17 protein-coding genes and 1 pseudogene are annotated in these 21,153 nt (G+C 72.9%); 10 read left to right on the top strand and 8 right to left on the bottom strand.

What is annotated here, in order from left to right:
• Window positions 1-194: 194 nt before the first annotated feature.
• Window positions 195-641 (top strand): TIGR03618 family F420-dependent PPOX class oxidoreductase, encoded by a 447-nt coding sequence (locus ACZ6ZI_RS29165; RefSeq protein WP_469525660.1) that lies wholly within the window; start codon window positions 195-197, stop codon window positions 639-641.
• Between the two features lie 304 nt (window positions 642-945).
• Here ACZ6ZI_RS29165 and ACZ6ZI_RS29170 read toward each other — a convergent pair whose 3' ends face one another.
• Entirely contained in the window at window positions 946-2,595 is a 1,650-nt protein-coding gene (locus tag ACZ6ZI_RS29170) for a purine-cytosine permease family protein (RefSeq protein ID WP_469525663.1), read from the bottom strand.
• A 238-nt stretch (window positions 2,596-2,833) separates the two neighbouring features.
• On the opposite strand from ACZ6ZI_RS29170, the gene ACZ6ZI_RS29175 reads away from it, so the two are divergent.
• Both ACZ6ZI_RS29175 and ACZ6ZI_RS29180 read left to right on the top strand, forming a co-directional pair.
• Complete coding sequence (locus tag ACZ6ZI_RS29175; RefSeq protein WP_469525666.1) at window positions 2,834-3,379, top strand: LOG family protein; 546 nt, start codon at window positions 2,834-2,836, stop codon at window positions 3,377-3,379.
• 92 nt (window positions 3,380-3,471) lie between these two features.
• Window positions 3,472-4,260: a rhomboid-like protein gene (locus tag ACZ6ZI_RS29180; protein WP_469525668.1), complete on the top strand. Its 789-nt coding sequence runs from the start codon at window positions 3,472-3,474 to the stop codon at window positions 4,258-4,260.
• Between the two features lie 88 nt (window positions 4,261-4,348).
• On the opposite strand, the gene ACZ6ZI_RS29185 is transcribed toward ACZ6ZI_RS29180, so the two are convergent.
• A complete protein-coding gene (locus tag ACZ6ZI_RS29185; RefSeq protein WP_469525671.1) occupies window positions 4,349-5,032 on the bottom strand; it encodes an RlpA-like double-psi beta-barrel domain-containing protein in 684 nt (227 codons plus the stop codon).
• Between the two features lie 868 nt (window positions 5,033-5,900).
• Entirely contained in the window at window positions 5,901-6,146 is a 246-nt protein-coding gene (locus ACZ6ZI_RS29190; RefSeq protein WP_469525674.1) for a hypothetical protein, read from the bottom strand.
• Window positions 6,147-6,621: 475 nt separating this feature from the next.
• Here ACZ6ZI_RS29190 and ACZ6ZI_RS29195 point away from each other — a divergent pair, with 475 nt between their 5' ends.
• Window positions 6,622-7,713, top strand: coding sequence for a GNAT family N-acetyltransferase (locus ACZ6ZI_RS29195; RefSeq protein ID WP_469525677.1), 1,092 nt, complete (start codon window positions 6,622-6,624; stop codon window positions 7,711-7,713).
• A gap of 142 nt (window positions 7,714-7,855) precedes the next feature.
• Here ACZ6ZI_RS29195 and ACZ6ZI_RS29200 read toward each other — a convergent pair whose 3' ends face one another.
• Together ACZ6ZI_RS29200 and ACZ6ZI_RS29205 are read right to left on the bottom strand one after the other, a co-directional pair.
• Window positions 7,856-9,136 (bottom strand): outer membrane protein assembly factor BamB family protein, encoded by a 1,281-nt coding sequence (locus ACZ6ZI_RS29200; protein WP_469525678.1) that lies wholly within the window; start codon window positions 9,134-9,136, stop codon window positions 7,856-7,858.
• Window positions 9,137-9,429: 293 nt separating this feature from the next.
• A complete protein-coding gene (locus ACZ6ZI_RS29205; protein ID WP_469525680.1) occupies window positions 9,430-9,864 on the bottom strand; it encodes an SgcJ/EcaC family oxidoreductase in 435 nt (144 codons plus the stop codon).
• A 387-nt stretch (window positions 9,865-10,251) separates the two neighbouring features.
• On the opposite strand from ACZ6ZI_RS29205, the gene ACZ6ZI_RS29210 reads away from it, so the two are divergent.
• The 4 genes and pseudogenes from ACZ6ZI_RS29210 to ACZ6ZI_RS29225 all read left to right on the top strand — a co-directional run bounded on the left by ACZ6ZI_RS29210 (window position 10,252) and on the right by ACZ6ZI_RS29225 (window position 12,276).
• Window positions 10,252-10,671 (top strand): ATP-binding protein, encoded by a 420-nt coding sequence (locus ACZ6ZI_RS29210; protein ID WP_469525681.1) that lies wholly within the window; start codon window positions 10,252-10,254, stop codon window positions 10,669-10,671.
• Between the two features lie 13 nt (window positions 10,672-10,684).
• Window positions 10,685-10,960, top strand: a pseudogene (locus ACZ6ZI_RS29215) (ArsR/SmtB family transcription factor); the annotation flags it as partial.
• Window positions 10,961-11,048: 88 nt separating this feature from the next.
• On the top strand, window positions 11,049-11,276 hold the full coding sequence (locus tag ACZ6ZI_RS29220; protein WP_469525683.1) for a hypothetical protein: 228 nt from the start codon (window positions 11,049-11,051) through the stop codon (window positions 11,274-11,276).
• A gap of 436 nt (window positions 11,277-11,712) precedes the next feature.
• A complete protein-coding gene (locus ACZ6ZI_RS29225) occupies window positions 11,713-12,276 on the top strand; it encodes a hypothetical protein (RefSeq protein ID WP_469525685.1) in 564 nt (187 codons plus the stop codon).
• A 148-nt stretch (window positions 12,277-12,424) separates the two neighbouring features.
• On the opposite strand, the gene ACZ6ZI_RS29230 is transcribed toward ACZ6ZI_RS29225, so the two are convergent.
• On the bottom strand, window positions 12,425-14,599 hold the full coding sequence (locus ACZ6ZI_RS29230; RefSeq protein ID WP_469525686.1) for an FG-GAP-like repeat-containing protein: 2,175 nt from the start codon (window positions 14,597-14,599) through the stop codon (window positions 12,425-12,427).
• Between the two features lie 328 nt (window positions 14,600-14,927).
• Window positions 14,928-19,073 (bottom strand): tetratricopeptide repeat protein, encoded by a 4,146-nt coding sequence (locus tag ACZ6ZI_RS29235; protein WP_469525688.1) that lies wholly within the window; start codon window positions 19,071-19,073, stop codon window positions 14,928-14,930.
• A 196-nt stretch (window positions 19,074-19,269) separates the two neighbouring features.
• Here ACZ6ZI_RS29235 and ACZ6ZI_RS29240 point away from each other — a divergent pair, with 196 nt between their 5' ends.
• On the top strand, window positions 19,270-19,521 hold the full coding sequence (locus tag ACZ6ZI_RS29240) for a hypothetical protein (RefSeq protein ID WP_469525689.1): 252 nt from the start codon (window positions 19,270-19,272) through the stop codon (window positions 19,519-19,521).
• A 351-nt stretch (window positions 19,522-19,872) separates the two neighbouring features.
• Window positions 19,873-20,475 (top strand): DinB family protein, encoded by a 603-nt coding sequence (locus ACZ6ZI_RS29245; protein WP_469525691.1) that lies wholly within the window; start codon window positions 19,873-19,875, stop codon window positions 20,473-20,475.
• Window positions 20,476-20,577: 102 nt separating this feature from the next.
• On the opposite strand, the gene ACZ6ZI_RS29250 is transcribed toward ACZ6ZI_RS29245, so the two are convergent.
• Window positions 20,578-21,132 carry a CGNR zinc finger domain-containing protein gene (locus tag ACZ6ZI_RS29250; RefSeq protein WP_469525693.1) on the bottom strand — a complete coding sequence of 185 codons (555 nt, stop codon included), beginning with the start codon at window positions 21,130-21,132 and terminating at the stop codon, window positions 20,578-20,580.
• Window positions 21,133-21,153: the final 21 nt, after the last annotated feature.

Here is a 21,153-nt window from a genome sequence, read left to right on the forward strand (position 1 = left end):
ACGCGGGGTTCGTCGCTCACGCGGAGGGCTGCTCGGCCCGCGTCCTGAGCGCGTCGAGTTCCTGACGCCAGCCGCCGGTGTTGTCCTCGACGGCCTTGTTCGCGCTCCCGCCGGCGGCGACGCCGGGGCGACCGGGACGTTGCGGTCGACGCGAACGGCGGCTTCGCCCCCCGTCCGGTGGGTAGTCTCGCCAGATGACCTCGACATTCGACGCGACGGTCCGCGCGCGACTCCTCGCCCCCAACATCTGGTACGTCGGCACGGTGTTCGCCGACGGCGCGCCGCAGGTCAGCCCGATGTGGGTGGATCTGGAGGGCGACGGAGAGCTGACGTTCAACACGTCCGTGGGTCGGGTGAAGGAGGAGAACCTCCGCAACGACCCCCGGGTCTACCTCTCGCACGCGGACACCGCGGATCCCTACGACCGGGTGCAGATCAGCGGTGTGGTCGCCCGCTTCGTCGAGGGCGAGGAGGCGCGCGCGAGGATGGACCGGCTGGCCCGCAAGTACCTGGGATCCGAGCGCTACGAGTGGATGATGCCGGGGGAGCGGCGGGTCGCCGTGATCGTGCGCCCCGTCAAGGTGCGGCACATCGTCGGGGTCGAGCGGTTCCGCCCCGGCGGCCCCGTCCCCGCTCCCTGAGCCCGACCCGGCCCGGGGAGGCGGCCGGATCCGTGGCCTGACGCGAACCGCCGGACACCTCGATGTTCCGGGTGGTGATCCGGCGGCCGTCGTCCGACAGGGGGCGGCGATGACCGTGGCGATGCCCCCGGGTGTCGAGGGTGCCGACCGGACGGTCGACCGGCCGTCGATCGCGGGCTGGACCTCCAGGGCGCCATGTCGGCCCTGCGCCGCTACGGTCTGGCGGGCACGGGTCGTCAGAACTGACGAGGGCCGGGTGGACCGCCCGCGCGCCTGACCGGCGGGCACCGGGCCCGGCGGGCCCCTACGCGTCGGCCGGCAGGACGTGTTCGCCGGTCTTGTCGGTGCTCAGGCACAGGGAGCACACGACGGACGCGTGGGTGTCGCAGGCCGCCAGGTCGGGGCGCTCGTAGGGCTGCCCGCAGACGTGGCAGTCGAAGGTCGCACCGCTCGGATTGCCCTCGTCGTCCAGCAGGGGTTCGGCGATGCCGTCGTCGGCGCGGCGCAGGTAGTACCGGCCCCCGGTGACCAGGGCCGTCAGCGGGGTGAGGACGAAGGCGATGACCGCCGCCGCCACGGGCGAGTACGGCTGGAGGCCGTCGCCCAACAGCCCGAAGTACAGGGCGATCGACAGCCCGGAGGCGGCGAGGAAGGAGACGACGCCGACGGGGTTCACCGCGTGCAGCATGCCCCGGCGGAACTCCGGCCGCAGCGGGGACAGCTTCAGCACGTACTTGTTGACGCCGATGTCGGTGGCGACGGTGACCACCCAGGCGATCGCGCAGTTCGAGTAGAAGCCCAGGAGATCGCCGAGGAAGCTGAACATGTCCGCTTCCATCAGGGCGAGCGCGAACGCGAGGTTGACCAGGACGAAGACCATGCGGCCGGGGTAGTGCCGGGTGACGCGGGTGAAGGCGTTCGTCCAGGCGAGCGAGCCGGAGTACGCGTTCGTCACGTTGATCTTGATCTGGCTGATGACCACCAGGATCACGGCGAGCGGGACGACCGCCCAGGCGGGCATCATCGCCTCGAACGCCCCCCGGAACTGCCGGATGGGCTCGGGCGCCGCGGCCGGTCCGGCCTCGGCGATGACGTAGACGGCGAGGAAGACGCCGATGGCCTGCTTCAGCGCCCCGAGCACCACCCACCCGGGGCCGGCCATGACCACGGCGGTCCACCACGCACGCTTGTTCGCGGCGGTCTTGGGCGGCATGAAGCGCAGGTAGTCGATCTGCTCACCGATCTGGGCGATCAGCGACAGGCACACCCCCGCCCCGAGCATCACGGACGCGGTGTTCACGGAGCCGTCCCCGCCCGTGCCGGGATGGGCCAGGAACCGGTCGACCGTCCCGGGGTCGTGGGCCACCAGGTAGACCAGCGGTCCGACGATGAGCAGCAACCAGATCGGCGTGGTCCACACCTGGAGCGTGCTGAGCGCCTTCATCCCGTAGACGACCAGCGGGATCACGATGAGGGTGGAGACGGCGTACCCCAGCCACAGCGGCAGCCCGAGGCCGAGCCTCAGGCCCTGCGCCATGATCGACCCTTCGAGGGCGAAGAAGATGAAGGTGAAGCTCGCGAAGATGACGCTGGTCAGGACCGACCCGTAGTACCCGAATCCGGAGCCGCGGGTGATGAGGTCGAGGTCGATGTTGTAGCGGGCACCGTAGTAGGCCAGGGGGAAGCCCGTCAGGAAGATGACGACCGCGGCGACGGCGATGGCCAGGAGGGCGTTGCCGGTGCCGTGGGCCAGGCCGATGCCGGCGCCGATGGAGAAGTCGGCCATGTACGCGATGCCGCCGAGTGCCGTCGTGGCCACGACCATGGGGGTCCAGCGCCGGTAGGCGCGTGGCGCGAAACGCAGGGTGTAGTCCTCCAGCGTCTCCTTGACCGCCTGATCGGTGGCCGCGTGAGCCGTATCCGTCGTGGACCGTCGCGAATCCGTCGTGCTCACTTCGACGCCTCCAGGTGACCCGTTCACAGTCGCGCTCCGTCGGTCGGTCACGTTAGGGAGACGCTGTTACCCCGGGCGCGCGCTCTGGTGAACACCATGTTGCTGCGGGCGGGTTCGGCCGCGGGCACGCCGCGCGGGGCGGAGGCCACGTACGCGGTGGGGGCGGCGTACGCGGCCGAGGGGGAGCCGAGCGGCGGCCGGACACCGACCGGCGTGCGGGCACCGCTACGGTGGCCTGGTGAACGTATGCGTCTTTCTCTCCGCCGCCGACCTCGACGTCCGCTACACCGAGCCCGCCCGCCGGTTCGCCGAGCTGCTCGGCGAGGGCGGCCACACCCTCGTCTGGGGTGGCTCCGACACGGGCCTGATGAAGGTCGTCGCGGACGGCGTCAGCGGCGCGGGAGGAAGGCTCTCGGGGGTCTCGGTCGACTTCCTGGCGGCCAAGGCACGACCTGTGACCGCCCCCGACGAGATGGTCTTCACCCGCGACCTCGCCGAGCGCAAGGCGACCCTCATGGAGCGGGCCGACGCGTTCGTCATCATGGTGGGCGGCATGGGAACCCTCGACGAGGCCACCGAGATCCTGGAGCTGAGGAAGCACGGCAGGACCGCCAAACCGGTGGTCCTCCTGAACACGGCCGGCTTCTACGACGGCCTGCGCGAACAGCTCTTCCGCATGGAGGCCGAGGGCTTCCTCCCCGTCCCCCTGACCGGGTTGCTGTTCATCGCCGACGAACCCGCCGACGCGCTCGCCTTCCTGGAACGCACCGTCACGGGCCCCTGACCCGCCGCGCCCCGGACCGGCGCCGCGGCGCCCCGTATCCTGGGCGCACCCGCTTCCCGGCGCGACGCCGATCGCCTGTGAAAGGACCGCATGTGAACGCTCGGCCGTCGAGGGCTCCGCTGGGCAGGGCGATCGACGCCGTACGGGCGTACCCGCGCCGCGCGCCGTTGACCCTCGGCTACGTCTGCCTGCTCCTGGCCGGTCACGCCTGGATCGGCCGGGGGGCGTCCGCCGATCGGGCGGCCGACGTACTGGGCCACGTCAGTACGAACCTGGAGAACCTCGGGGACCATCCGCTGACCGCGCTGCTCGGCAGCGTGTTGTTCTTCGACGGGACGCTCACGGACGTCACCTCGGTCGAGTTCGTCGGCACCCTGATCACCCTGGGCCTCGGCGTCTGTTGCTTCCTGGCCTGGACGGAGCACCGGTGGGGGACGGCGCGCGCGGCGGCCGTGTTCCTCGGCGGGCACGTGGCGGCCACGTTGCTCACCGCTGTCGTCGTCACCGTGGCGCTGCGGCAGGGCTGGTACCCCCCGTCCACGCGTGAGGCCCTGGACTACGGGGTCAGCTACGGAGCCCAGACCGTGCTGGCGATCGGTACGCTCGCCCTGCCGCGCCGGGCACGCCTGCCGTGGGTGGCCTTCGTGCTCGCCTGGCCCCTCGGCGGCGCCGAATGGACCGGTCCGCTGCCGGACTTCACCACCGTCGGCCATCTCGTGGCGGCGGCCCTCGGCTTCGCCCTGCTCGGCGTTCCGGCCTTCAGGAACCGACGGACGGGTGCCACGGGGGCGCAGCCCACCGAGGGCGACGTCGGGCCGCGGCGGTCCGTTCCGGAACAGGCCTCGCGGTCGGCGGGAACGGGGACGCGGCCGTCGGCCTGACCGGGCCACGCCGACGCCAGGCCACGCCAAGGTCAGGCCGTGCGCGGGGCCGTGGCCCCCGTCCCCGCCTCCGCCTTCGTCCTACGGGTTACTTGGCGAAGCGCCAGGTGACGTCGATCTTGTTCTTGTCGAGCGGAGCCAGTGCCTTGAACGCGCCCGGCGTGAGGTCGAGACCGTGCCGGCCCGCACCCGGGGCCTCGTCGAGGACCGTCGCCGTGACGGACTTCCCCTTGTAGGTGATGACGACCTTGCGCCCGCAGTTGCTCGACGGGTACCCGGACCCGAACATGGTCGGGTCGAGGGCGACGGCGAGATCGTTCTCCTTGATCATCTTCCCGCACGCACCCAGGCCGGGGGAGTAGAAGGTCGCGGAACCCTTGTAGGTCTCACCCGGCTTCCCCGGCTGCGGGGAGGCCGTCGTGGTCTTGCTCGGCTTCGGGGGAGGCGTGGTGGTCTTGCCCGGCTGCGGGGTGCCCGAGGGAGCGGGCGACGTGCTCGGCTTCGGAGGCGGCGCCGTCGTACCGCCCGGCTGCGGAGGGAGGGCGGTGCCGGCAGGCTCCGCCAGTACCGTGGCGTTGGGTTCCGCCACCACGGTGGCGTTCGGCTCCGCCGCGACCGTGGCCGCCGGCTGCGCGGCGACCGTCGCGCCCTGGGCCGAGACGGACATCTCGGAGGTCTCCGACGCGGAGGCCGTGGCGACGGTGATCACGGCGCCGGAACCGGCCGCGAGCACGGCAACGGCGATGGCGGCCTTGGCGATCCTTGCTTTCATCGTTCTCTCTCTCTGAAATATCGCGTTCCAGGGCTGGTTCGCGGGAAGTCTTCGACGGTGCGCCGACGCGCAGGGTGGCGTGCGAGGCCTCGATGACGAGCCCTCCGTACGGGAGGGCCGTCAGCCCGGCGCCCTGACCCCGGTGGCACAGGACACCGGGCGGAGGGGGCGCGGGGCGGCGTCGCGCGCGTCGTCACCGGGGGTCACCGAAGGCACCCGCTCCGGTCCGACGTGCCGCGAACGCGACGGCTGCCAGGGCCGCCAGGAGGACGGCGGTTCCCAGTGACGCTCTGATCGGTGGCCCGGGCGCGTGCGGTGTCGCACCGGGCCGTCCGTCGCGGACGTGGACGCGGCTTGCGCGCGGCATCGGGGCCGGGCGATCGTGCCCGCGTCGGACGGGGCTCGGCGGCCGTGCCCGCCGGCTCGGTGCCCTTCGACGGTCGCCTCCTTCACGACGGCGTCCGGCCGGCCGAATGCGGGCGCGCCCGCCTGAGCCGAAGGCGCCGGCGCGATGCTCGCGCATATCGCGGTCAGGGCCGCCGCGATGCCGCTTCGGATTCTCATGGGGGGACTCTCTCTCGCCCGGCGCCTGCCGGAGACGTGCTGCGGGTGTGCCCCAAGCCAACCGGCGGCAGCGTGCGCAGACCACGAAGTTCCACCCGCAAAACTCCGACCGGAGTACTTTTGCGGGCCCCCGCCCCTCATTCCCCGCGCTGCCCCACTCACCCCGGGGCGATCGGGCACCGGCCGACACCGGCGCCGCCGCGCGGATCCCCGGTGTCAGTGCCTCGGGCGGGCCGGGAGGCGCGACGACCTCAGCGGCGGAACGGACGCCGGGCCGTGCCCAAGCGTCGCAGGGGAGGGAGCGTCAGTAGGTGATCTCCTCACCACTGGAGTTCCAGACCCTGGGCCAGATCTGACCCGGAAGGAAGTTCGGTTCGAGAATCGTCAGACGGCCCGGACCGTGCACGAAGGTTCCCATCCGATCCGGGTATGGCTCCGGCCACTCGATGGTGATGTGGTCCCCCGGGGCCAAGGCCATCTCGTTCCCCAGCGGTTCGAACCGCACGATCAGGGGATCAGGTCCCTCGGCAGCCACTTTGAAACGGAACATCGGCCGATCCTACCGACCGGTGATCGGCGCGCTCCACGACCTCCGGCCGCGCGCGAGAACGCGGCCGGCGCCGACACACCCCACGAGCCCGCACGGCGGCCACCGCCCAAGGGAGCGCGCGGCGCGGAGGCCCGACTCCACCGAACGAGGGACCCGCGCCGGCCCGGACGGCCGCCCACCCACGACCCGGCACGCGTGACGAGGAGGCCCGCCGCCCGCACGCCGCCGGAAGCCACTTCCCCTTCCCCGGTCGCGCCTGCGCCGCTGCCTGTTACTCCGACAGTCGTTTAACACCGCGAGGCGCCCTCACCCACCCTCCGACCGCGGCCGAAACCAAAGGTCGGCAGGGCGAGCCCCGAGGCCCGCACGGACTCCGGGGACCGGGTGGTGCGCCCCGGCGTGGCCGCGGCGCACCACCCGTGCGCCGGCAGTCGGTCACGGCGCGGTGAGTTTTTCGACGTATACAGGAGCCGCAGTGACCGTTCAACGCATCGACGTGATTCGCCCCGCCGAGCTGACGCCGGCCGACCTGGAACTGTGGGGCGAACTACGGGCCCGTACGGCGCCGCAGTCCAACCCCTTCATGAGCGCCGAGTTCTGCCGGGCGGTCGGCCGCGTACGCCCGGGCGCCCGGGTCGCGGTCGTGCGCCAGGGCGGCGAGCCCGCCGGATTCTTCCCCTTCGAGCGAGGCCGGTGGGGCCGCGGCCGTGCCATCGGCCTGGGCGTCTCCGACTGCCAGGGAGCCGTACTGCGCCCCGGTGTGGAGGTGGACCCGCACGAGCTGCTGCGTGCCGGCTCCCTGTCCGTCTGGGAGTTCAACCACCTCGAAACCGGCCAGGACCTGTTCCTGCCCTTCGTCACCGGGCGCTTCGCCTCGCCCGTCATCGACCTCACCGGCGGGTACGCCGACTACGAGGTCCGCCTCCGGGCCGGCTCCCGCACCTTCCTGAAGGCCACCCGCGCACAGGAACGCCGACTGGCCCGCCAGGCCGGACCGCTGCGGTTCGTGTTCGACGAGCGCGATCCTGCCGCACTGCGGACGCTGATGGCCTGGAAGTCCGCCCAGTACCGCCGAACCGGCCGGCGCGACCGGTTCGCCCAGGACTGGATCAACAACCTGGTGACGATGCTCGCCACCACGCGGACACCGTCCTGCACGGGCCTCCTGTCGGTCCTCTACGCGGGCGGACGACCCGTCGCCGCGCACTTCGGCCTGCGCTCGCGCACCGTGCTCTCGTGCTGGTTCCCCGCCTACGACCGGGAGTACGCCACCTTCAGTCCCGGACGCGTCCTCTACCTCCGCATGATCAAGGAGGCCGCCGCCGCAGGCATCGACATGCTGGATCTCGGCCGGGGCGACGCCCCCTACAAGGACTCCCTCAAGACACGGGACCTGATCGTGCACGAGGGCGCCGTGCTCCGGGCCGGAGCGGGGGCGGCCCTGCACTGGCTCAGCCACGAGCCGCCGCGCGCGGCCCGGGGATTCGTGCGCGAGCGGCCGTACCTCAAAGCCGCGGCGCTGCGCGCCCTGGCCGCGGTCGGCAGGCTGCGCGACCGCCGCCCGTGATCGAATCCGCGGGCACGGCGCCCTGGTCGGCCCGGGGGACGATCCGCGCGAACGGCCCCGGCGCACGGTGACCTGACCCCCTGACAGGGTCGAGGTTCCACCCCTCGACCCGTCGCGGCGGGGGCGTATACATGAGCGAGCGTCACGAGCGTTCGTACGCGGTGAAGGAGCCGCCCAGGTCGGCGACGATGAGCAGCCCCTCGTACTCGAAGATCCTGTCCGCCGGCACGTCGTCGTGGAAGTCGCGGACGTCGCGTTCCCTGCCGGTGGCGGCGTCGAAGACGTACAGGTCCTCGTCGGGGACCGGCGAGGTCGCGCTGCCTCTGGCGATCACCGTGACCCGTCCGTCCCGGACGTGCAGGCCGATGCCCGGCAGATCGTCGAGACCGGCTCTCCAGACCGGCTGACCGGTGGCCAGGTCGAACGCGACGGGACGGTGACGGGCCCCGCCCTTCATGGAGTAGCCGGCCAGTGCGTAGAGCCGGGTGCCGTCCGTCGCCGAACCGAGGGGGATCCTGGGGTCCAGTCTCCCGTAGGGGCCGTCGTAGTCGATCGGCGGGTTGGCGCGGCCGTCCGGGCCGAAGGAGTGGTAGGCCCCGAAGTCGGAGCTCAACGAGGTCGACGGCGATCCTGAAGAGGTCGTGGCGGACACGACCAAGGGGTCGGCCGAGACGATGGACGTGACCGTATCGGGTCTGACCGGCTCGCGATCGCCGAACGGGGTGGACCACAGCAGGGCGCCGGTGGCCGGGTCGAAGGCGGCGGCGTGCAGTTCGGTGTCCGCGGGGGCGCCGTCCTTCCACGGTTTGGCCGGGTCGCCACAGGCGAGGACGGCGGCGACGTGGCGTGTGGCCGGGGCAGCCTTGCCCGGCAGACAGTGCTTGGGTACGGCGGCCGTCCAGCGGGACGCGCCGGTGCGTACGTCGAGCGCACGCAGCCCCTGGTCGGCGAGCACGGCGAGACCGCCGCCGGCGGCCAACGGGTCGGGTCCGAAGCGGCCTTTGCCGCTCTCAGGGATCGGGGCGCGCCAGAGCTCCCGGCCGTTCTTCAGGTAGATCGCGGCGACGGCGGTGCACAGCTCCCGCCGGGAAGAGGCGGGGCGGGTGTCATCGTCGCGCGTGATGAGCAGGACGGAGTGGTCGACATCGGCCGCGGCCGTGCATATCTCGGAGCGGCCGGGCGGCCGGTACTCCCAGACCTGCTTGCCGGTGCCGGCGTCGTAGCCGGTCGCCGAGTCGAAGCGGCTGCGCACCAGGATGTCGCCGGCCAGCCAGGCTCCGTTGCCCTGTTCGGAGGGCTTGTCGTCCGCGGAGGTCTTCCACGCGGCATCCATGGAATTGCCCGGGAAGCGGCCGGCGTAGGCGAGACATCCGGCGGTGAGGGCGCCGATCAGGGCCATGGCTACGCCACCTGCGATCAGCACGCGGCCGATCCGTCCTCTGCCTGAAGGCGCGTCGTCGTTCGTGTCCGTGGCCATGCTCGCCGCCCCTCTGCCGCAACGCCGACGTCGATCGCTGGGCAAGACGTCACACGTGCCCCCGGCGGTGATGATCATAGGTGTTCGGCCGACCGAGGGGGAGGGCCGCGTTCGAACGTATCGAAGGGTGGAACCGGCGGGGCCGATCGCCGTCTCGGGCCGGAGCGAACAGAACCCGGCGGTTCCCTCATGCCTTGCGGCGGCGAGCCACCGGCGCCCTCTCCCCGACCGCCGGCCGCTCACCCCAGGGGCGGTGCGGCGACGGCCGAATTCTGGCCGACCACGATCTTCCAGCCGTCCGGCTGCCGCGCGATCACGTACGTCGTCACACCGTGCGGACCTTCGACGGGGTTGCCCGAAGCGTCCGTCGGGGTCTTGTGGACGTTCACGCCGATCACGCCGTCCGCGATCTCCAGGAGCTTCACGACGTCGTAGCGTGCGTACGACTCGCTCAGGAAACCCTTGAGCGCGGGACCGCTGAACTCCGCGATCGCTTCCCGGCCGTCGAGCCGCAGGCCGGCCGCGTTGGTCCACGAGGCGTCCACGCCGAACTGCTCGGCCAGGGCCGCGCCGTCGTGGGCGTTGAACGCGTTCTCCAGACCCTTGACCACACCCGTCACCGCCTCACGGGTCTGCGTGGAGATGTTGCCCACGGTCAGGGTGTCGTTCGTCATGATGTGCCTCGCTCCGCTCGGGAATCCGATCCGCTACCGGGTCGGGCGACGTTCTCGCCGCCGTGAACCACTCAAGGACATCAAGTGCGCTCGAGGTCAAGGGTGGTCGAGCAGGGTGAGGGCGACGCGGGCCGGCCCGTGCCGGTCGGGCCCGGGAGAAAGGGGGGTTTGGGTCGAAGCCCGCCGGAAACACGGGAAGGAGCCGAACAGGTCGAAGAGGTAACGATCGTGAGGAGGCGAAGGCCGATGGGGACCATGATCATGCTGATCGCGCCGATGCTGCTGGCCCTGCTGCTGGTCACCCGACGTGACGCCCACCGTCCCCGACACCGCGCCGGACGCGACTGACGAGCGACCCGCCGACCGACCGAGGAGGGATGGTGCACCGTGGTGATCCGAGCCGTCGGTTGGGCCAGGTCGTTTCCCGTACACCTGGGCGTCCGTGAGGCACGCCGATGGTGCCTGGCGCATCTGAAGACCCTGGAGTGGAGCGAGGACGCCCCCGACACCGTCCACTCCATCCTGTTGACCGTGTCGGAACTGGTCACCAACGCGCACGTGCACGCACACAGCAGCGCCCGACTCGTCCTCGCCTGGGACGGCTGCTGCGTGCACGTCAGCGTGGCCGACGGCGACCCGGAACTGCCGGCCCCCAAGCCCGCCTCGACCCGGGCGACCTCCGGCCGGGGCCTGGCCATCATCGACGCGCTCGCCGACCGGTGGGAGGCCCACGCGCACCCCTGCCACACCGGCAAGACGATCACCGCCTGCTTCCGGCCTCCGGGGCGCCCCTCCTCGCGCGCCTGAGCGGGCGGCCCGGCTGTCGGGGCGCCGAGCGAACCCAGACCCCGCCCGCCTGCGGCTCGTGAGGCTGCCGGCCGAGCGGCCCCGTCCGGTCGGGGTTCTCGCCCAGCTTGCCGACGCGCGCCAGCCGCAGACGACCAAGCACCTGCAGACCCTGGAGCGCGCCGGCATCGTCACCTCGCAGCGCACGGGCCGGCGGCGCATCCACGCGCTCCGGTCCGGCCCCTTGCGGGAACTGGCGGCGGCCTTGAACCGGCTCGCCGACCATGCGGACAGCCTCGCCGGGCCGCGCGCCCGGAGGGCGAGAGGCAGCCCCCGGTAAGGCGAGGTCGGGGCGGTCGGGGGGTGTCCCGGGGGGAGGGTGCGTCGTTGAGCGGGGTGTGATCAAACAGACGATGGTCCTTGTCCTCGTGGCCGGAGCCGCTTCCCTCGCCTCCTCTTCGCCCGTGTTCGCGGACGGGCACGGCGGCCTGGGTGGACTGGGGAAGTCCGTGGTCGACTCGTCCGCCGTCGCCACGGACGTGGTGCGCAAGCCCGATGTGGCGGTCGACGAGGTGGTCGGCACGGTCGGCAGGGTCGCCGAGACCGGAGAGCTCACGAACGGCTGACCCCTCGTGCGTGAGTCACCGGCCGGAGGCGGGGCCTGTCTGTCGGCGCGCCGGGCTTGGTCCGAAGGACTTCACGGTCACCGCGATCACGCCGCGCGAGGATCGGCTTCCGGTCGACCACGCCCACGTGCGGCCCGCCCCGCCCGGTGCAATAGTGGGGAGCGGATGGAGGCCCCCCGCGGGTGTGGGTGATGACAGACCTCCACGCTTCGTCAGAGCTCCGTTTCCCGGGCCGAGGTTGAAGGCGCAACCACCTCGGCCGTCATCGGTGGACGTCAGGGCAGTGAGCATCGCCCAACAGCTCTGCGCCCCATCGACCAGAGGTGGGATCCCCGAGAAGACTCGTCCGCCACCGGGCGCGAGAAGCGGGAGACCTGTGCGGGCGGTGACCTGCTCGGGCGAAGCGACTGCCTTCAGCCGACGGAAGGGACATCTCATGCGAAGGAAGAGCCTCTCCACCGCGGTCGTGGCCGCCGTGGCGTTCAGCGGGTGGACCGGCGTCACCGTGATGACGGCCGGCGCGGCGGAACGGGCCCTACCCGGCGCCACCTGCTTCCTCTCGGAGGGCCCCAACAACACGTTCGGCGTGTCCGGCGAAGGGTTCAGACCCGGTGAACGCGTCACCGTGAGGAACTCGCAGGGCACCGCGGTGCGCACGGCGCGCGTCATCACCGGAGGCTTCTTCGAGGTCACGGGCCTGCCGAACGACACCTACAGTGCCGCGGGACGTCGGGCCAGGGCGACCTGCCCGAAGTGGGTGTCCGACGAGGAGGCCGCGATCAAGTGCACCGTGACCAAGGGACCCGGAACGACCTACGGGGTGTCCGGCAGGGGATTCCCGGTGGCGGAGACGGTCACCTTGAAGAACTCCTCCGGCGCCGTCGTGAACACCACCCAAACCATCCAGGACGGCTTCTTCGAGTTCACCGGCGTCCCCAACGACACGTACACCGTCACCTCGAAGTTCGCGAAGGTGACCTGCGCCGAGGCCGCCGAGTAGCGGCACCCGCCCCCGCCGGCCGGCCGGGGCACGAGACGGGCACCCGCCGAGACGATCTCGACAGGTGCCCCTCGCTGTCACCGCTCCACTCCCGTGGACGGCGCGGGGGCCGGGCGGCTCGGTCCTCCACCCGGGGGTCCGTGCGCCGTCAGCCGTTGGTGTAGCGGTCGACGAAGTTGACCCGCGAGAGCTCCCACCACTCCGGCCTGCCGTTGATCCAACCGCTCGTGGCCGTCTGCGCCAGGGAACCGTCCGCGAGGGCCGGCCAGGTCAGCATCCTCTCGCCGTCCCCGTACCCGTACATCGCGCCGAGGTCGTCCCGACCGTCGCCGTTGTAGTCGCCCACCACGAGCCGCAGGTTCTGCCGGGACACCTCGCCCGCCGGGAGGTTCAGGGCCACCCTGTACGAGCCCACCGTGCCGTCCGCGTTGCCCCTCAGGGTGTGGAAGGCGTCGTGGCCGGCCTCGTAGTCGAACCACAGGCCCAGGTCGTCGCGGCCGTCGCCGTCGAAGTCGCCGGAATGGACGTCCGTACGGGCCAGGGGGCCCCAGGTGTCGGCGACCCAGGCGAGCCGGCCGTCCTGGAAGCCGCCCGACGGGGTCGCCAGGAACGTCCACAGCTTCACGGCATGGTCGCCGTAGCGGTAGAGCGCCGCGACGTCGTCGCGGCCGTCGCCGTTGAAGTCGCCCGTGGTGTACTTCGCGTCCGAGGCCGTCCACCTGCCCGCCGGCACCGTCCAGCCGACGAAGGGGGCGGTGGCGGGGAAGCCGCCGCGCTCGTCGGACAGGAACGTGAACATGGTGTCGTGACCGGCCCGGTAGTCGTACCAGGCGACGAGGTCGTCGCGGCCGTCGCCGTTGAAGTCCCCGCTGTGGAACCGGGCGCGGGAGAACTCCCAGTGGCCGGGAGGGGCCGACCAGGACGGGAACGGGGTCTCGAAGGTGCCGTCGGACCGTCCCAGGAACGTCCACAGCTTCACGGAACCGTCCCCGTAGCCGTAGAACACGGCCAGGTCGGCGCGGCCGTCGCCGTTGTAGTCGCCGGACATCCGCTTCATCTGGTCGACGGACCAGTTGCCCGGGCCCGTCGTGAAGGACGTGGTGGGGGCGTCGAGGGCGCCGCTCGGCGAGCCGCGGAAGACGTGCATCGCGTCGCTGTCGTCGGGATAGTCGTACCACTCGACCATGTCGGCCCGACCGCTGCCGTCGAAGTCGTTGCGGACGGCCGAGCCGTTCGACCACCGGGACGCGCCCTGCGCGTCGCGCACGACGAGGTTGCCGCGCTCCTGGAGCACCACCGAACCGCCGGCGGCGGCGGTGCCGGACTGCCACAGCGTGGCCGTGTCGGCCGCGTTGCGCACGACGAGGTTGCCGTCGGCTCCGAACCGGGCGGTGGCGCCCGCGTTGCCCGCCGTGCGCGTCGACCACAGGACGTTGCCGGCCTTGGCCGCGACGACGAGGTCACCGTCGGCCCGCATGGTGAGCGTGGCGGCGGCCGAGGCGAGGGTGTCGCCGGAGGCGAGGCGCTGCCCGGCGGTGAGCCGCGAGGCACTTACGAGAGCGTCGGCGCGCACCGCCACGGCGCCGTTGCGGGTCTCCGTGGCGCCCAGGCAACCGCCCTGCCAGGACCGGCTGCTGATGCCGACGAGTTCCACGGCGCCGGCCCGCTCGCGCAGGACGGGGCCGCCGCTGTCGCCCTGGCAGATCGCGTCGCCCGCCGAGCTGCCGGTGATGGCGAACGTGGTCGCGTCGACCGTGTTCACGGCGAAGGAGGCCACGTGCAGCCGGTCGGGCACCCATTCGGTCTTCGTCCGGCCGTAGCCCGCCACCTTCAGGGTGTCGCCGGCCTCAGCCGGTCCCGAGGCCACGGCCACCGGCTGGATCCCGGTCGCCGGCGTCGCGAGGCGGGCCAGTACGAGGTCCCGCCCGACGCGCGGCACCAGCTCGGTGACCTCCGCGACGTGCCCGCCGGTGGTCGCCGTCAGATCGGCGCGGCCGATGGTGGCCACCGTCTTGCGTGCGGGGGCGCCGGGCGCGACGGCGCCCCCTGGTAACGGCCCGTCGGTCAGGCAACTCGCCGCCGTGGCCACCCACTGCGGGGCGACGAGGACACCGGAACAGGCGCGGGTCCGCTCGCCTTCGCCGATCCGGAGGTGGGCGGCGAAGGCGTACGAGCCCGTCGGGGCCGGGGTGCCGACGGCGGCCCGCGCGGGCGCTCCGCTCGGCAGCAGGGGTGCGGCGATCAGGGCCGCCGACAGCGCGGCGAGGGCCGCGGGTCTGCCGGTTCGGCGCGGCGTCGTACGGCGCGTGGTGGTTCGTCGCATGAGTGGCTTCCTCGGTGGCGGAGTAGGGAAGGCCGTGGACGGCGGCCGGTGCTCTCACGGCTGGACGGCGGACGAGGACGTCGAAACAGGCCGGTGTCACTTGGCACTCGGCACACTTCGCTCTCGACGCAGACCGTCACCGGTGGCGGCGGGCTCACGAAGATCCGACGTACGGCCCCCCGTATGTAAGCCGGCGCCCCGACTCCCGGTCAACGTGACAAAGCGATCCAAAGAGCGCCCGCGCGGCAGCGGTACCGCGTGAGCTGCGTCACCGCCCGAAACGGGTGATGCGCACAGGCGAGACCTGCGGACCGGGCGTGGACGGGTCTCAGGCCCGGCGCCGGCCCTCGGGCGGGAGGCTGCCGCGCAGGTGGGCCCGTAGACGTGCGGCCTCGTCAAGAGGCGCGCGGAACGCCGGGTTCAGCCTGGCCAGGGCCTCGTAGATCGTCACGGCCTCCTCCGCCGCGGTCAGCGCCTCCCGCAGGCCGTGCTGCCCGGTGATCCGCATCAGCACGACGGCGACGAGCATGTGCGCGAGGTGTGGCCGGTGGGCCGGGTCCTCGTCGGCGAGCCGCCGTTGGAGGTCCACGGCCTCTCGGAGATGGCCCTCGGCCCTGGGCCACCGCTTCGCCTGCGCCAGCGGGAAACCGAGCCCGTAGAACAACCCCATGACGAGGTGTGGCCGGTGGGCGGCCGGATCCCGTTCGGCGAGCCGCCGCCAGATGACGACCGCCTCCTCCCCGGCAGCCGTGAGTTCCTCGTGCCGGTCCAGCGCCGCCAGCGGACGCCCCAGACTGCCCAGCGCGAACGCGAGCGACTGCTCGGCGGCCGGATGGTCCGTGTTCCGCCGGCGCGCCACGGCCTCCCGGCCCACCCGGACCGCCTCGTGGTGCATCCGGACCTCCGCCAGGAGCGCGCCGAGCCGGTCCAGGGCCACCGTCAGCTCGAACTCGTGGCCCCCGGGATCGCCCTGTGCCGGATGCCGCCAGACCTTCACCTCACGCTCGGCCACCACCACGGCCTCGTGCTTCCGCTCCAGCGCCGCCAGCGCCCGACCGTGGTTCCCGAGCGCGAGCCCCAGGTGAGGCCGGTGCACGTCCGGAAGATCCGCGGCGAGGCGCTCCAGCAGGGCGACCGCCTTGGCGCCGCAGGTGGCGGCCTCCTCGTACCGGTCCACCGTGTTCAGCGTGTCGCAGAGGATCGCCGGCGCGGCGGCCAACCCCGGCTCGTGCACACGCGGGTCGGCCCGCGCCATGGACCGCTGGAGGTCGACCGCCTCCCGCGCCACCGTCACGGACTCCGCGTGCCGTCGGACCGCGTTCAGTTGACGTCCCAGGTTCGTCAGGACGGCCGCCAGGATCGGCAGGCCCTTGCCCGGGTTCTCCTCCGCCACCTCCCGGGCCAGTTCGGCTGACTCGCGGAGGCACACCACGGCCTCCTCGGCCGCGGGTCCCTGGGCGAGCCTGTTGCCCAGGTTCACGAGCGCGATGGCCAGCCGGCCGCGGAACACCACGGGATTGGACGGGAGCAGCTGCCGGTGCAAGGCGACGGCCTCCCGGCAGGCCGCCTCGGCCTGCTCCACCCGACCGGCCTCCGACGCCCGGGGGCCGAGGTTCAGCAGGGTCTCCGCGAGCCCGGGCAGATGGCTCTCGGAATCCAGCGCGACCAACTTCCGGAACGACGCCACCGCTTCCTCGCAGCGGACGACGGCCTCCTGGTACGCACCGGATTTGCCGAGCCAGATGCCGAGGACCATCAGCGACCGGGCGAGCCCCGGCAGATGCGCCGGGCGGCTGCGCTCGGCGAGTCCCCGCGACAGCGCGACGGACTCGCGGCAATGCCGTACGGCCTCCCGCGGCGCACCGGACTCGCCGAAGTCGGCGCCCAGGTTCAGCAGCGCGTTCGCCAGGACCGGCTGATAGGCCCCCGGATTGTCCTCGGCGCCGGCCCGCAGCAGTGCCGCCGCCTCCTCGCGCGGCACCAGGCCCTCCCGGTGACGGCCCTCGCCGCTCAGCGCGACCGCGACGCCGTCGAGGGCGTTCGCCAGGGCGTCGAGGTGGGCCCGGGGATCCTGTTCCACCAACTGCCGGTAGAGGGCCACCGCCTCCGTCTCGGCCGCATGCGCGTCCCGGTACCGGCCGACCGCGGACAGTTGGCTGCCCAGGTTGTGCAGCATGCTCGCCAGATCGGGGCGGAAGATCGCGGGGTTCGCCTCGGCCGTCAGCCGGGTGATGCGGACCGCCTCCTCCAACAACCCCAGGCCCTGGGCGGTCCGTCCCTGCTGATCGAGCCGCAGGGACAGGGTGGTGAAGGCGACCGCGAGGTTCGCGATCTTCCTCGGGTCGTCGTCGACGACCGCCGCGAACAGCGCCACGGACTCCTCGGCCGAATCCAGCGCGGCGCGATGGTCTCCGGTCCAGTGCTGTTCGTTGCTCAGACTGTTCAGCGCCCACGCGAGATCGGCCCGGTGTTCCACGTCGCCGTCTCCCGCGAGGACTCGGTGCAGCCCGATCGCTTCTTCGATCGCCGTCAGGGCCTCCTCGTGCCGACCCGTGTTCGACAGCCGCCACGCCCTCTTCGCATACAGGGCGGCCCGGGCGGGCGGCTCCGGGGTCGACCGGATCCGGTCGGCGGAGAAACGGTCCGTGATCTCGGCGATGCCCACGTCCAGGTCCGTATCCCCGGACGGAGCCACCGCCTCGATCGCCTCCAACGCCTCCAACGGCACCTCCTTGATCCGGGCCAGGGCCACCAGGGCCGCGTTGCCCGCGCGGAGCATGAGGCGGGGGTGCTCGACGGCGAGCGGGGCCAGCTCGTGGACGGCGAGGTGGGGCCAGCGCGCGGCGGCGTTGATCAGGTTGGTGAGTACGTCGCGACTCCACTCCGGAGCGGACGCGTCGGCGGCCCCCGAGGGCGCGGGGGCCCCGGGCGGTACGTCGCCGGCGACTCCGAGCAGACGGGCGGCGGCCCCCTCCGCCCAGCGGTGGGGGTCATCGGGGTCGTCGGGCGTGCTGAGCGCCACGAAGTCCTCGCCGAGCCGGTCGGGGTAGAGCGGTTCCAGGTACGTCCTCGGCTCGGCGGCCGGGTAGCAGTCGGCGTGCTCGCGCAGGACCTGCTGAGGGGACGCCGGACCGTCCACACCGGCGGCCCGTAGTGCGGCGAGCGCCACCTCGCGCCGCCGGGGACGCGTCAGGGTCGCCGTGAACACGGCCTGCCCCATCACCTCCGCCGAGGTGACGCGGTCGGGTCGCCGCGCCACTTTCGCCCAATGCCCCCGCTCGCGGTCCAAGAGGTACCTCGACAGCGCACCCGGATCCCGAGGCGGCTGCGCGCCCCGGATCCGGGCGTCCACCGCCACCAGCGCCGCTATCTGCACCGTCAACATCAGCCCGAACTCCGCACGGCCCAGGCCCTCCGGCGTCGGGAGGGACGCGGCCTCCTCCTCGTCCAGCCCCAGAGCCTCGGCGAAGCACGCGCGGGCGACTTCGAACGCCTCGACCCGGGCGCCGAGGTCCCCGTCGGGCAGCGCCCGGAGCGGGAACGCCGCCTGTTCCTCGTAGCCCTGCGTACGCAGGTCGTCCAACAGGTACGACCACCAGCCGGCGGACCGGGCGATCAGCAGGACCCGCAGCCGCGCCCCGCGCCGCGCGACCAGAGCGCCCAACAGGGACTCCAACTCCGGTGCGGGCCACCGTTCCGCGTAGTCGACCACCACCAGCGCGCTGCCGCCCAGCGAAGCCTGCTTGGGTCGCCCGTCGACCGGTACGACCGCGCCCGTCCGCGTGGCCTGCCACACCTTCCACCCCCGTACGACGGCGGTCCGCCGGGCCAGTTCACCGGCCAGCCGCGTCTTGCCCTGCCCACCCCGGCCGTACAGCAACGCCACCGAGGCGGCGACCGGCTTCCCGGCGCTCTGCTTCCCTGACTCCTGATCCCCCTCCCGCCTAGCCCCCTCCGGCCGAGTCCCCTCCGGCCGCTTCCCGTCCCGCCAGCCGATCAGCGCGGCCAGGTCGTCCGCGCGGCCGGTGAACGGCACCACCTCGTGGCGGGCCGGCAGCAACTGGCTCGGCTGACCGCGCAGGTCCGCCGCCGGTCGCACGCCCGCCGGCGGGAACCGCCGCACTCCCGGCAGCGGCGTTCCGGCCGCCCCCGGGTCCTCGTCGGCCCGGTGCGCCTCCCGCAGCACCTCCAGGCGCTCGTAACGCCGCCGCCACACCTCCAGGTCGAAGTGCGCGGGGGACACCTTCCGTTCCTTGGACTCGGCGGCGATCACCTTGCAGACCTCCAGGAACGCCTGGACGAGGTCCCATGACGGAGGCTCCTGGAGATCGCGCACCACCCTGTGGACGGTGGACTTCGGCAGCCGGCGCCCGCCGCGCCGCTCCAACTCCTCGAACGACGGCGTCCCGGCCGCCGCCCGCACCTCCGCCAGCCCGGCCGCGAAGAACTCCCTGGCTTCGTCGTACGCCGTCAATCTCGGCTCCCCCCACGGTCCGGACCATCCCGGACCATCCCTGACGATCCCTCGCCACACCTGCCGCCACCAGGGCGAATGCCCCGGGGCTCCCGATGCCTCCCGAACGACGGCCGAGAGACCGCCGTGACCCGCATCCTCTTCCTCGTCGGCCGACACTCCCCTGCGAAGTCCACCCCGAAGGAGACCGACGAAGATGTCCCGCACCCGCCGGACGCCCCGCACCCGGCAGACGTCCCGAACCCCGGACGCGTCCCGAACCACGGACGCGTCCCGAACCCCGGACACGCCCCGAACCCCGGACACGTCCCGTACGCCGAACGCGTCCCGTACCCGCCGCCGGCCCGACGGCGAGCGCACCCCGTGGGCGCCGACCGTCCTCGGCGCCGCCCTCGGAGGCGCCGTCCGCGCCGTGATCGGCTGGTTGTTCGAACGGTTCTCGGGCTGAGGTCCCGAAGCCGTCCCGGCCGTCACCCCGCCCGAACCGGGCGCGGTGGCGGCCACCACCCCCATCGCCGCCCGGGCCCGCCGAGGCCCGGGCCGCCGTCAGAGCGTCCACCGCGCCATCACAGCACAACGGGTCCCGGGCGGTGCCCGAGAACGACGGACCCTGAGCTCCGGGACGGAACGAATACGTCCACGACCGGTGCGACGCGGGGCGCGAGGAGACGGCGTGCGTCAGGAGATGTGAGGAGACGCCGATGGACGTCCATGACCATGGGAACCACCCGGGTCGGACGAAGCGGGGCGGCACGAGCCTCCCGGCCGCCTGTCGGCAGGTTCTGAGAGAGTCGGCCCCATGCATGCCAATGACCCCAAGGACGACCTGCACCGCTACCTCGACGCCGCCCGCGACGCCGTCGTCTGGAAGCTCGAAGGGCTGTCCGAGTACGACGTACGCCGCCCCCTGACCCCGACCGGCACCAACCTCCTCGGCCTCGTCAAGCACCTCGCCGGCGTCGAACTCGGCTACTTCGGGCCGACCTTCGGCCGCCCGCACGGCGAGTCCTTCCCCTGGCACGACGAGGACGCCGAGCCCAACGCCGACATGTGGGCGACCGCCGACGAGTCGCGCGAGGACGTCCTCGGGCTCTACCGGCGGGCCCGCGCGCACGCGGACGCGACGATCGAGGCGCTGCCGCTCGACGCGCCGGGCCGCGTCGCCTGGTGGGGCGACGCCGGCGACGTGACGCTCCAGCGGATCATGCTGCACATGACGGCCGAGACGAACCGGCACGCCGGCCACGCCGACATCGTCCGCGAACTGATCGACGGCAAGGCCGGCATGCGGGCGGGTAACTCCAACATGCCCGACGGCGACGAGACCTGGTACCGCGCGTACCGGGACAAGCTGGAGGCGTCCGCGAAGGCGGCCCAGGCCAAGCAGGCCCGCACACCCTGACGGACCCGACTTACCCACCCACCCACCCACCCACCTGACCGGCCGACCGGCCCGAAGGCGACCCGCGGCGCCCCCCGCCGTCGGGCCCGCGCCGGCGGTCGGTCATGTGTCGGACGGGGCGCCCGACCTTCGGCGGCGGTGCTCGGCGACCCGGGTGCGGGAGGCACAGGTGGGGGAGCAGTAGCGGCGCGGGCTGCCGGGGCCGGCGCCGAGGTAGAGGGTGCGGCAGTCGGGGGCCGCGCATTCGCCCCAGGTGGCGCGACCGTGCTCGGTGAGGACCTGCGCCAGGGCCAGGGCGCTGGAGGCCAGGAACCACTCGGCCCATCCGGCCCGGTCACGGTCGACGTGGAGGTGCCACGGGTGGCCGTCGTGCCGGGACAGCCGGGGCGCGGTGGCGTGGCGGGCCAGGATCTCGTTGAGGGCCGGGGCCGCCCGGTCGGTGTCGCTCTCGGCGAGGACGTCGGCCATCTCCAGGGCGGCGTCCCTGAGTTCCACGAGGTCCGCGTCGGAGAGCGCGGCCTCCGTCAGGTCCTGCGGGGCTTCGCCGTGATGTGCCAGGAGCGGCACGGCCACCTCGCGGGGCAGGTCGGGGTGGGCCCGGACGGCGTTCGCGAGATCGATCAGACGCCGGGCGGCCTGGAAGCCCTGAGGTGCCACGTACGCGCTCCTTGATCCACG

This window comes from Streptomyces sp. NPDC103540 (assembly GCF_055584445.1).

What these genes read in the sequence shown, in the direction of transcription:
- ACZ6ZI_RS29225 (WP_469525685.1), top strand. Translation starts at nt 11,713, where the DNA reads ATGCGAAGGAAGAGCCTCTCCACCGCGGTCGTGGCCGCCGTGGCGTTC.
- ACZ6ZI_RS29165 (WP_469525660.1), top strand. Translation starts at nt 195, where the DNA reads ATGACCTCGACATTCGACGCGACGGTCCGCGCGCGACTCCTCGCCCCC.
- ACZ6ZI_RS29205 (WP_469525680.1), bottom strand. Translation starts at nt 9,864, where the DNA reads ATGACGAACGACACCCTGACCGTGGGCAACATCTCCACGCAGACCCGT.
- ACZ6ZI_RS29245 (WP_469525691.1), top strand. Translation starts at nt 19,873, where the DNA reads ATGCATGCCAATGACCCCAAGGACGACCTGCACCGCTACCTCGACGCC.
- ACZ6ZI_RS29190 (WP_469525674.1), bottom strand. Translation starts at nt 6,146, where the DNA reads ATGTTCCGTTTCAAAGTGGCTGCCGAGGGACCTGATCCCCTGATCGTG.
- ACZ6ZI_RS29185 (WP_469525671.1), bottom strand. Translation starts at nt 5,032, where the DNA reads ATGAAAGCAAGGATCGCCAAGGCCGCCATCGCCGTTGCCGTGCTCGCG.
- ACZ6ZI_RS29240 (WP_469525689.1), top strand. Translation starts at nt 19,270, where the DNA reads ATGTCCCGCACCCGCCGGACGCCCCGCACCCGGCAGACGTCCCGAACC.
- ACZ6ZI_RS29230 (WP_469525686.1), bottom strand. Translation starts at nt 14,599, where the DNA reads ATGCGACGAACCACCACGCGCCGTACGACGCCGCGCCGAACCGGCAGA.